Consider the following 11,021-nt stretch of genomic DNA (forward strand, 5'->3'; position numbering starts at 1 on the left):
TGAATACATAGCTGCCATCGGCATTGACCGTCAGCGTGCCACCATTGCTGCCCGCCACCGGCGTGCCCGGCGCAACCTTCACACCATTGCCGTTGTCAATGCCCGTCACGACCAGATCATCACCATCCGGGTCGCGGTCATTGCGCAGCAAGCCATCCTGGGCCGACACCGCCAGCACTGTGTTTTCCTCGGTCGTGCCTGCATCATCAGCCGCTTCAGGCGGCGGATTGAGGGCTGTCCAGGTAAATGTCAGGCTGGTGCTGGCCCCCAGCGAATCGGTTGCCGTAATGACCACCGTATAGACACCACCATTGCCGCCCTGACTGGCACTGTTGTCCAGCGTACCGGTAATCAGACCCGTGACAGGATCGATGCTCAGACCAGGAGGCAGGTTGGCTGCGCTGAACGTCAGCGTATCGCCATCCGGATCATTGAAATACTGGGCGATGCCCAACGGATCGATCGTGTCGCTATCGTCATTGATGCGGGACAGATCAAACAGTTGGGGACCGGTAATCGTGAGTACGGGAGCCGCGTTGGTATTGCCCGAACCCGGCACCCAACGGATCGTGTCATCGTCACCGCCACCCCGGGGATATTCGAGGGCCAGCGGCGTGATATTTTCCACGACGCTCAGCAGACGCACAAAGCTGCTGCCGGCACCGCCACCACCCCCCAGCACCGCAGCGGTCGGATCGAGTTCGGCAAACGGATCCGCATCCGGATCGGCCAACAATGCAGCAATACCCTCGATAGCCTGATCGGTCGGCTGGGCCACTGCAGCTTCACTGGGGTCCACGTCGGTCAATGCCATCGAAGCATCAAGCTGAACGGCACGGTCTGCGCCGATCACCACGGAGGGCTGCCCTTCGAAATCGAGCTGGACCGAAGCGCCCGCGCTGGTCACGATCTCGGCATTCTCGGGAACCCGCATGCCTTGACGCAACGGCGTCAGTTGGCCATCTTCACCACGTACCCAGGCCTGCCCCACCAGTTTGCCAACAATTGCCGTTGCCATACGACTCTCCCAGTATAAATTTGATTGGGATCCATCTTAGTCAGGCACTACGGGCACGCATACTGGCGTTGACGACAGTCCAGGAAAGAAGTTGCAGGAAACTTGCTTTTATTGACAATGCAGCGGCTTGACGCACCGCTACAAACTCGGATCAGGCGTGTTGGATGCCATGTACCTTGAGCGCCAGCGCCAACCGGTCGGTCACGCCCAGCTTTTCGAAAATGGCAGAAAGGTGCGCACGCACCGTACGCTCGCTGATCCCAAGTTCATCTGCAATGCCCTGATTGGAGATGCCGCCTGCCGCACGGCGGGCCACGTCGACTTCCCGCTCTGTCAGTCCACCCGCCCAATCGGCCCGCTCCGTACCGGCCTGGCTCACTTGCCGCAACAGGCGCTGCACAAGGGACCGTCCGATCCAGATTTCCCCCAGGGATACCGTCTGCAAAATATGGGCCAACGCTGCAGCCGGCACATAGGCATGAAAATAGCCCCAGGCCCCCATGGCCAGCGCCCGGGTGGCTTCGGCATCATCGAGTCGGCTGCTGCCGATCAGAATGCGGGTCTTGTCCGCCACGGATTGCCAGGCAGTATCGTTCCAGGCAGGCAAGCGTGGCAGGTCGGCGTCAATCACGACAAGGCCGCGCTGCGCGTCTCCCCAACGGGCAATATCCTGCAGTGCGTGGCCCCGTGCAGGCAACCAGCCCAATGCATCGATCTGGCGCCAATGCTGCCACAAGGCATCATCCTGGGTCACCAACAGTACCGGCACTGCTTGCATTGTCCTCTCCATAAACACTTTGCTACTCGCGCTTACATCCTAACAAAATCAGCATGGCATCGATATTGGCGGTGACGCCATAATCGATGCATATTTCACTAATTAACGTTCTGTCAGCGCATTCTCACGCGCCCGCAGGATAGGTTTCAGCAGGTAGTGCAGCAATGTGCGCTTGCCCGTCATGACATGCACCTCGGCCTGCATGCCGGGCAGGATAGGGCGAGCATCGTCCCCTACGTAGGATTGCCCCGTACGCACCTTCACCAGATAGTACGAATTGTCTTTTTCATCCGTGATGCTGTCGGCACCGATCTGTTCGACCTCGCCTTCCAGCCCACCGAAAACGGCAAAATCGTAGGCAGTGAACTTGACCTCGGCCTTCTGGCCGGGATGCAGGAAACCAATATCACGCGGATTGATCTTGACCTCGAGCAACAGCGTATCGTCGGATGGCACGATATCAAGGATATCCTTGCCAGGTTGCACGACGCCGCCCACTGTATTGATCATCATGTTGTTGACGACGCCACGCACCGGAGAGCGCACCTCGGCCAATTTCACACGATCAACCAGAGCAACCTGGCTTTCCTTGAGCGTGGCCAGCTTGGCCTGAGTTTCGGACAGTTCACGGCGCGCTTCGTTGCGTGCGTTGAGTTCCGACTCTTCAACCTTGGTGGTGGCTTCGGCAATCGCTGCGTCGATCCGACTCATTTGAGCCTCGGCAGCCTTGGCTTCGCCGCAATAGCGTGCCACGTCACGTCGCAGCCGCAGCAAATCGACTTCGGACACGGCACCGCTCTGCAGCAAAGGCTGGGTCACACGCAATTCCTGGGACGTCAGGCCACAGCTCGACGATGCCTGGTCACGATTGGCGCGGGTTTCACGCAACTCCTGCTCCCGCTGGCGCAACTGCTCCTGAGCGATCGTCAGGGTAGCCGCCAACTCGCGGTTACGGGTCTGCCAGACCTGCCGCTCGTTTTCAGCCAGGTCAGGGGCGTCACGCAACACATCTTCAGGTGCCACGAAATCGGTACCATTGGCCAGCGCCTCCAGCCGTGCTGCCTTGGCCAGCAGAGACAGGCGCTCGGCCCGGTTCTCGCCCAGCGAAGAGGAAAACCGGGTCGGATCGATGCGTAGCAGGATCTGCCCTGCCTCGACCTGCTCGCCCGGCCTGACCAGGATCTCCTCGACAATCCCGCCGTCAAGGCTCTGGATAACCTGTACCTGGCGCGATGGAACGACCTTGCCCGTCCCGCGGACCACTTCGTCGATCTTGCCGACGGCCGCCCACACCAGCAGCAACACAACCACCAGCGCCGATACCCACAACAGCTTGCGCGACCCCCGTGCATGCTGTTGCTGGATTGTCCATTGCGCATCGGCGATCAGATCCTGGGCCGCGTAGCGCTCGGCATAGGGATTGCGTCCATCGACCAGGCGATCGAACAGTTTCAGGACCGGCCGCACGATCCAGGAGAACGGCATCCACAGCAGGGCAAACAGGCGCTTCATGTCCGGCCTCCTGCACGGCTGATGCGGCCGGCCTTGAGCGCATCCATCACCTGCTGCTTTGGACCATCGGCCACGATCCGGCCCTGATCTACCACGATCAATCTGTCGACCATTTCAAGCAGCGCAGTACGGTGGGTCACGAGAAACACGGTTTTGTCCTTGCCCGCATCCAGCAGCCGCGCCTTGAGATTGGCCTCGCTCTGGTTATCCATATTGCTGCTCGGTTCATCGAGCAACAATATGGGAGGATCATTGATCAGGGCGCGGGCAATGCCGACCGCCTGGCGCTGCCCACCCGAGAGGGAGTCGCCGCGCTCGCCGATCATCATGTCGTAACCCTGGGGATGCTGGCTGACGAATTCGTCCACACCCGCCACGCCTGCGACATGCAGCATGTCCGTCGAGGCGGCAAACGGTGCACTCAGGGTGAGGTTTTCCTTGAGCGAACCATAGAACAGCGTTGCATCCTGTGAAACATAGCCAATCGAACGCCGCAGATCGATGGGATCGATCTGGCCAACATCCACATCATCGATCAACACGGCACCGGAAGTCGGTGCATACAGCCCCAGAATGAGCTTCTCGAGCGTGGACTTGCCTGAGCCGATACGCCCGATCACTCCGACCTTCTCACCTGCCTTGAGCTTGAAACTGATACCGGCCAGTGCCGCCTGCTCGGCCCCCGGATAGGTAAAGGTCACATTACGGAACTCGATACTGCCCTGCAGCTTGGGACGTGGCACAAACTGTCTGCCTGCTGGATGCTCGATCGGCATTTCCATGGCCTGGTTGACCGATGCCAGCGACGTCTTGGCCTGGTGATACTGCATCAGCAGACCCGCCACCTGCCCCAAAGGAGCCAGACACCGCCCGGCGATCATCGAGGCAGCGATGATGCCACCCATCGAAATGGCCGATTCGGAAGCCAGGTACACCCCGATAATCACGACAGCCACCGAAACCAGTTGCTGCACCATCTGGATGAAACCCACGGTCGATGACGATATCAACTTGAGCTTGCCCCCCATGTGTGCCAGGAACTGGGTGGCCCCTTCGTACTTGCGCTGGATACTGCCCTGCGCGTTGAGGGTCTTGATGGTTTCCATGCCCGAGAGGGCTTCGATCAGCGTGGCATTGCGCTGTGCAGATGCCTGGAAGGTTTCCAGCGTGAGCTGTTCCATGCGGATCTGTGCCGCCGCCGACACGATCAGCACCAGCACAATAGCGACCAGTGGCGGGATCAGCATGTAGGGCGAGATCCAGGCCAGTACCGCCAGGAACAGCAGAACGAACGGCAGATCCACCAGCGTTGTCAGGCTGGCTGAGGCGATGAAGTCGCGCACCGACTCGAAAGCCCGCAGATTGGAGGCAAACGACCCGACCGAGGCAGGCCGGTTCTCCATTTTCAGGTCCAGCACCCGCTCCATGATCTGCGCCGAAAGCTTGACGTCGATCTTCTTGCTGGCAGTATCCACCACATGGGCGCGAATCGTGCTCAATACATAGTTGAAAATCAGGACCAGTCCAATGCCGCCCGCCAGTACCCAGAGTGTCTCGACAGCATTGTTGGGCACCACGCGGTCATACACGTTCATGGTGAACAGCGGCATGGCCATTGCAAAGATATTGATCAGCAAGGCAGCCAGCAGTGCATCACGATAGAGCCGCCGGTTCTCCATCACCACACTCCAGAACCAGTGTCCGGCACGTGTCTTGGTCTGGGTCTGGTTGCGTTTCTCGAAACGGAAATTCGGACGGACGAAACACGCCAGTCCGGTGTAGCGTTCGAGCAGTTCCTGCGTGGCAATCTCTACCGGGCTGTCCGACTCCGGAAACTGCACCAGGCAGGTTTGCTCCCGCACTTCCAGCAGCACGCAGGCGCGTGCGCCATTGAGCATCAGGATGACAGGCAGCAGGCCAGCCGGCAGGTTTGCAAGGTTGCGCCGGACCAGCCGTGCCGAACACTGCACGCGAGCAGCCGCCCGTGCCAGCAGCGAAGGCACCATGCGATGTCCGACCAGAGGCAATCCCTGCGACAGGCCCTGACCTGTGCAATCCACGCCATGGTGCCGAAGAACGGCAACCAGACAGCTCAAGAGGGGATCGTCATGTGTTTCATGGGCCGGCATCTGCCATGCGCGGTCCGGCATTTCATCAGATGGTGCTGTCATCATCCTCGCCAATCAGGTCCAGCGAATTGCGCAGCTTCTGCCGCGCACGCTTGCGTTGATTGAGCTTGTCCTGTGCCTGGGGCGGCAAGTCAGTCAGACGCAAGACGCCATTGTCGATCAGCGTGTCGATAAGATCTTCGAGCACACGGATGAAACCGACGTCCAGCGCCTGCATTTCCTGGTGAACGGGGCCTTGCTGCGCGCGCCCTTCCAAATGGTTGTCGCTATCGCTCATCATGCCGCTCCTTGCCGCTTCAGATAAGAAAACCAGGACATCAAAACTGCATATGTCCTGGCCATCCGGCTTGCTCAACTTATGACAAGAATTCTAACATTGCTGCAAGAAATGACTACCATCCAGCCGCACCGGCACCATTCTGTTGTACCGGCGTCAGCACAGGAGGTGCCATACCGTCGCGGTAAGTGACGGCGACCGGAGCCAGGTTGCTGTTGTCAGGCATGGGAGTGCGACATTGCTCCAGCACCTCATCAGGCAGCAGCAGCTTGGCATCCTCTTCGGGCGCGACCTGATTCGGGCTCAGACCCACCATGGGCAGAACCTTGTGCGACAGGGCCAGCCACTGGATTTCTGCCTGGCGCAGGTTGAATTGCGCATTGGTCAGGGCACGGCGCGCATCGAACAGTTCGTTCTCGGTATCCAGCAAATCGAGCAGCGAGCGCTGGCCGATCTGGAACTGCTGCTGGTAGGCCGTACGCACCTTGGAGGTCGCCAGCTCATGCTCGACCAGATAGGGCATCTGGGCACGCAGGCGTTCGACCGTATTCCATGCGATCGACAATTCCTGCGACACGTTGCGGCAGGTATAGTCGCGCACATCCTGCGCAGCATACTGCTGTGCCGAGGTCTGACGCACACGCGCAGCATCTGCACCACCACGATAGAGGTTGTAGCTCATGCGCAGTTGCACGCGGGAACTCTGGATATCGCGAGAGGCCGGTGCATTGGTTTCACGATCACGGCCAGTCGATGCCAGGAACTCCAGCGTGGGCTGGAAATTGCCACGCGCCGATTCCACACCCGCCTCTGCTGCCTGGACCAGGGCCTGCTTGGACAGCAAGCTGGGGTTGATCCGCACCGAGCTGGCAAAGTCCTTGACCTCCGGCGTCGGCAGGAACGTGGCCATGTCGGGCACGGCTGCCAGATGGGTGGCCGGAAACTCGCCCACCACACGGCGATAACGCTGGGCAACATCATTGAGATTGCCGCTCTCGGTCATCAGGTTGCTTTGCGCCAGCGCCAGGCGACCATTGGCCTGCTCCAGATCCACACCACGACCTACGCCGGACATCGAGCGTTCGCGCAAATGCGCCAGCGTCTGTTCGTGGATATTGAAATTGTCCCGAGCCAGGCGTTCCATTTCGCGGTAGCGCTGCACATCGAGATAAGCCAGTGATGCCTCGGTTGCAAGGTTGTCGATCGTGGCCAGCAACTCATAGTAGCCGGACAGTTTTTCGAAACCCAGCTGACGCACATTATTGACCGAACTCCAGCCGTCATAGATCAGCTGGCGCAACTCGACACTCCAGCCCGGACGGTTCCAGTTGTAGGAGGAAGAGTCAGGAACATGGCTGCGCCACTCCTTGCCGACCCAACCATTGGCATTGACCTCCGGGCGCAGCGCACCACGGGCCACGTTCTGGCCCTCAAGGGTCGACAGCATATCGTTGGCACGAGCACGGATTTCAGGGTGTGTGGTCACCGCTTTATCGATAACCGTCTGAAGCGTATCAGCAGGCGCGTTACCACCTGTCTGTTGCGCCAGGGCAGGCCCTGCATGGGCCAGGAGAATCGCGGCGCACAGGGTGGACTTAAGAGAAAAACCGGTGGCAGACATAGTGTGTGTCCCGTTCGGCAAGGCGGAGCTGCAAGCTTCCGGCTTGCATTCTTGAGGCATGACCCTGCGTCGCGACACTGTTTTTACAGTGTGCAGGGATTGTACTTACTAAGAATCTGTATATCTACTTTACAGTATCGATAGAACATCAAGAATAATCAAATCTTTTATGCTGGCAAAAACAAGGTCGGTGATGTTTAATCGCGACACCGCAACAGCATACATCATTGCCGTCGACGATCCTCTTCGACAATCCGTGCCAGCAACGATTTTTCGCCCAGTGGCCTGGCAAACAGATAGCCCTGCAGTTCATGGCATCCCTGTGCCAGGAGCCAATCCCGCTGCCCCCAGGTTTCCACCCCTTCCGCAACCACCTTCAAGCCCATTTTGCGCCCCATGGAAATCAGTGCGCCCACCAATGCAGCATGATGATCGTTGTCCGGCAGCATATTGATGAAGCTGCGGTCGATCTTGAGCCTGCTGACCGGAAACTGCGCCAGATGCGACAGGCTCGAATAACCCGTGCCAAAGTCATCCAGCGCAATGGAGACCCCACGCTGATTCAAGGCACTCAGGGCGCGCTTTACGCTTTCGACTTCGCTGACCAGCGTGGTTTCGGTGATTTCCAGCTCGAGTGAATGGGGGTCAAGGTGATACATGGCCAACAACTCGAAAACTCGATCACAGAAACCGGGATTCTGGACCTGATCAGGCGTAATGTTGACTGAAATGCGGAAGGTCTGACCGGTCGCCTGCTTGAGAATGGCAAGCTGCTCGCAGGCTTTCTGCAGCACCCAGTCCCCGATCAGGATGATTTTGCGGGTTTCTTCTGCAATCGGCACGAACTCAGTCGGAGACAGCCGACCATAGCGGCGATGGTTCCAGCGAATCAGGGCTTCGGCACCGACCAGTTGGCCACTGGCCGCGCACACCTGAGGCTGGTACTCCAGGAAAAACTCGTTCTTGTCGAGCCCTTCCTCGATATCCTTGGCGAGGGCAATATTCTTGTAGATCTGCTGGGCGGTTTCCTGCGTAAAGAAACGCTGGTACTGCAATGTAGCATCCTGTGCCTGGTCCAGCATCGTACGGGTATTGAGGGTCAGCACCATCAGGCCGGCCTCGACCACCGTATATTCGTTCGCGGTAATCGTTGCACTGATGTCGAGATGGTGCCGCCCCAGCACAAAAGGCTCGGACAGACAGGCGATAAGCTTGTCGAGAATTTCGATCAGTGCGGTCTCCGCCGGGCACTGGATAATCACGACAAATTCATCGCTTTCCAGGCGTGCCAGAAACTCTCCCGTGCTGCAGCACTGCGAAAAACGCCGGGCGGCTGTCAGCAGCACCTGATCGCCAACGTGATGACCCAATGTATTATTGATATAGCGGAAATTATCGATATCGATCAGCAGGTAATAGAGCAGATCGCTGTCATTATCTGCCTTCAGTTGCCTGCGCAACCGCCGCAGATGGGCTTCAGCCATGTGCCGGTTAGGCAGATTGGTGAGCAGGTCATAGCCTTTGACATGTTCTGGAAACTGCTCTGTCAGCAGCAGTTCTTCGACACAGACCAGATAATGATCATCGGGCTGGATGGGCGCAATATGCATACGCATGGCTGCAGCGCCGTTTGTTTCTCTCAGCCAATGCCAGGTTTCTCCCCTGCGCATATGTCGAGCGGCAAATTCAGCCCAAGGCTGGCTCTTGTCCTCATTGACGAATCCACTGCGTGACAGCAATGCGGTAATGTGACTGCCTGCCAGCACATCAAGGGAGCGACCAAACAGTCGAGAACTCTCGGGGTTGGCATACAGAATGCATCCCTGTGCATCCACGACGAACACCGCCACAGGCAACATATCCGTCATCCTTCGATGAATATGCTCGATATCCCTGTCCTGTTTTGCCGGTTTGCTGCTCACATCCGCCATTCCAGCACATCGCCGGGCACACATGCCCTGCCTGTGCATACATCGCTATCCACCAGACCTGCTGCAATGAAGCAATTGTCAACAATCCATCGAATTACGCAGATGTCACTGACAGAATCTGACCCAAGTGTTCAGTATAGGGGTAGCAGTAAAAATTCAGCCCATAAAAAAAGCCACTAAATAGTGGCTTTTTCCGGGACATGACCCTGATTACTGCAGGGCGATCTCGACGTCGACACCGGCCGGCAGATCGAGGCGCATCAGCGCATCAACCGTCTTGTCGGTGGGATCAACGATGTCCATCAGGCGCTGATGGGTACGGATTTCGAACTGATCACGCGACGTCTTGTTGACGTGCGGCGAACGCAGCACGTCGTAGCGGCGGATACGGGTGGGCAGGGGTACGGGACCGCGAACGACAGCACCGGTACGCTTGGCCGTATCGACGATTTCGGCAGCCGACTGATCGATCAGACGATAGTCGAATGCTTTCAGACGGATGCGGATTTTTTGGTTCTTCATGTGGGTTCCTAAAGAGCGAATGAGAGGTGCGAAGGCCGGAAGGCCTTCGCACAAGGCTTATGCCAGCGATCAGGCGATGATCTTGGCGACGACGCCGGCGCCGACGGTACGACCGCCTTCACGGATGGCGAAGCGCAGACCTTCTTCCATGGCGATGGGGGCCAGCAGCTTGACCGTCATCGAGACGTTGTCGCCCGGCAGAACCATTTCCTTGTCGGCCGGCAGATCGATCGTGCCCGTCACGTCCGTCGTGCGGAAGTAGAACTGGGGACGATAGCCGTTGAAGAACGGCGTGTGACGGCCACCTTCTTCCTTGGACAGAATGTACACCTCGGAGGTGAACTCGGTATGCGGCTTGATCGAGCCGGGCTTGGCCAGAACCTGACCACGCTCGACGTCTTCACGCTTGGTGCCGCGCAGCAGAATACCGACGTTGTCGCCTGCCTGACCTTGATCCAGCAGCTTGCGGAACATTTCCACGCCCGTGCAAGTCGTCTTGACCGTGTCCTTGATACCGACGATTTCGATTTCTTCGCCGACCTTGACGATGCCGCGCTCGACGCGACCCGTCACCACCGTACCACGACCCGAGATCGAGAACACGTCTTCAACCGGCATCAGGAACGTACCGTCCACGGCACGCTCAGGCGTCGGGATGTAGCTGTCCAGCGCTTCGGCCAGGCTCAGGATCGCCGGCTCACCCAGTTCGCTCTGGTCGCCTTCGAGCGCCAGCTTGGCCGAACCCTTGATGATCGGGGTGTCGTCGCCCGGGAAGTCATACTTCGAGAGCAGTTCGCGAACTTCCATCTCGACCAGTTCCAGCAGCTCAGCGTCGTCCACCATGTCGGCCTTGTTCAGGAACACGATGATGTACGGCACGCCAACCTGGCGGCTCAGCAGAATGTGCTCGCGCGTCTGCGGCATCGGGCCGTCAGCCGAGGACACCACCAGGATCGCGCCGTCCATCTGCGCTGCACCCGTGATCATGTTCTTGACATAGTCAGCGTGGCCCGGGCAGTCAACGTGTGCGTAGTGACGCGCAGCCGTTTCGTATTCCACGTGCGAGGTGTTGATCGTGATACCGCGTGCCTTCTCTTCCGGCGCGTTGTCGATCTGGTCGTAGCCCTTGGCGTCACCGCCGAACTTCTTGGCCAGCACCGTTGCAATCGCTGCCGTCAGCGTCGTCTTGCCGTGGTCAACGTGACCGATCGTGCCCACGTTCACGTGCGGCTT

9 protein-coding genes are annotated in these 11,021 nt (G+C 58.7%); all 9 read right to left on the reverse strand.

The features are described from left to right. A partial coding sequence (locus tag ABN482_RS00600; protein ID WP_349502169.1) for a retention module-containing protein occupies positions 1-1,018 on the reverse strand: 1,018 nt, incomplete at its 3' end. A 151-nt stretch (positions 1,019-1,169) separates the two neighbouring features. Continuing rightward, positions 1,170-1,796, reverse strand: a complete 627-nt coding sequence (locus tag ABN482_RS00605; protein WP_349502170.1) for a response regulator transcription factor — start codon at positions 1,794-1,796, stop codon at positions 1,170-1,172. 102 nt (positions 1,797-1,898) lie between these two features. After that, entirely contained in the window at positions 1,899-3,281 is a 1,383-nt protein-coding gene (locus ABN482_RS00610; RefSeq protein ID WP_349502175.1) for an HlyD family type I secretion periplasmic adaptor subunit, read from the reverse strand. 23 nt (positions 3,282-3,304) lie between these two features. Beyond that, positions 3,305-5,479: a type I secretion system permease/ATPase gene (locus ABN482_RS00615; RefSeq protein WP_349502171.1), complete on the reverse strand. Its 2,175-nt coding sequence runs from the start codon at positions 5,477-5,479 to the stop codon at positions 3,305-3,307. Beyond that, on the reverse strand, positions 5,463-5,654 hold the full coding sequence (locus ABN482_RS00620) for a hypothetical protein (protein WP_109062746.1): 192 nt from the start codon (positions 5,652-5,654) through the stop codon (positions 5,463-5,465). The genes ABN482_RS00615 and ABN482_RS00620 overlap by 17 nt, the downstream gene beginning before the upstream one ends. Positions 5,655-5,829: 175 nt before the next feature. Beyond that, positions 5,830-7,335, reverse strand: a complete 1,506-nt coding sequence (locus ABN482_RS00625; protein ID WP_349502172.1) for a TolC family outer membrane protein — start codon at positions 7,333-7,335, stop codon at positions 5,830-5,832. A gap of 224 nt (positions 7,336-7,559) precedes the next feature. Then, positions 7,560-9,305, reverse strand: a complete 1,746-nt coding sequence (locus ABN482_RS00630) for a putative bifunctional diguanylate cyclase/phosphodiesterase (RefSeq protein ID WP_349502173.1) — start codon at positions 9,303-9,305, stop codon at positions 7,560-7,562. Positions 9,306-9,476: 171 nt separating this feature from the next. After that, the gene (rpsJ, locus tag ABN482_RS00635; RefSeq protein WP_109062553.1) at positions 9,477-9,788 is read right to left on the reverse strand and encodes a 30S ribosomal protein S10; all 312 of its coding nucleotides are present in this window, start codon (positions 9,786-9,788) and stop codon (positions 9,477-9,479) included. A gap of 69 nt (positions 9,789-9,857) precedes the next feature. After that, positions 9,858-11,021, reverse strand: a 1,164-nt coding sequence (gene tuf, locus ABN482_RS00640; protein ID WP_349502174.1) for an elongation factor Tu, incomplete at its 5' end; no start/stop codon positions are given.

Origin of the sequence: Corticimicrobacter sp. (genome assembly GCF_040137905.1) — a bacterium.
In the GTDB taxonomy this organism is placed as follows: domain Bacteria; phylum Pseudomonadota; class Gammaproteobacteria; order Burkholderiales; family Burkholderiaceae_B; genus Corticimicrobacter.

Coding starts and splice junctions, on each gene's coding strand:
- ABN482_RS00625 (WP_349502172.1), bottom strand. CDS start 7,335: ATGTCTGCCACCGGTTTTTCTCTTAAGTCCACCCTGTGCGCCGCGATT.
- rpsJ (WP_109062553.1), bottom strand. CDS start 9,788: ATGAAGAACCAAAAAATCCGCATCCGTCTGAAAGCATTCGACTATCGT.
- ABN482_RS00615 (WP_349502171.1), bottom strand. CDS start 5,479: ATGACAGCACCATCTGATGAAATGCCGGACCGCGCATGGCAGATGCCG.
- ABN482_RS00630 (WP_349502173.1), bottom strand. CDS start 9,305: ATGCACAGGCAGGGCATGTGTGCCCGGCGATGTGCTGGAATGGCGGAT.
- ABN482_RS00605 (WP_349502170.1), bottom strand. CDS start 1,796: ATGCAAGCAGTGCCGGTACTGTTGGTGACCCAGGATGATGCCTTGTGG.
- ABN482_RS00620 (WP_109062746.1), bottom strand. CDS start 5,654: ATGCAGGCGCTGGACGTCGGTTTCATCCGTGTGCTCGAAGATCTTATC.
- ABN482_RS00610 (WP_349502175.1), bottom strand. CDS start 3,281: ATGCCGTTCTCCTGGATCGTGCGGCCGGTCCTGAAACTGTTCGATCGC.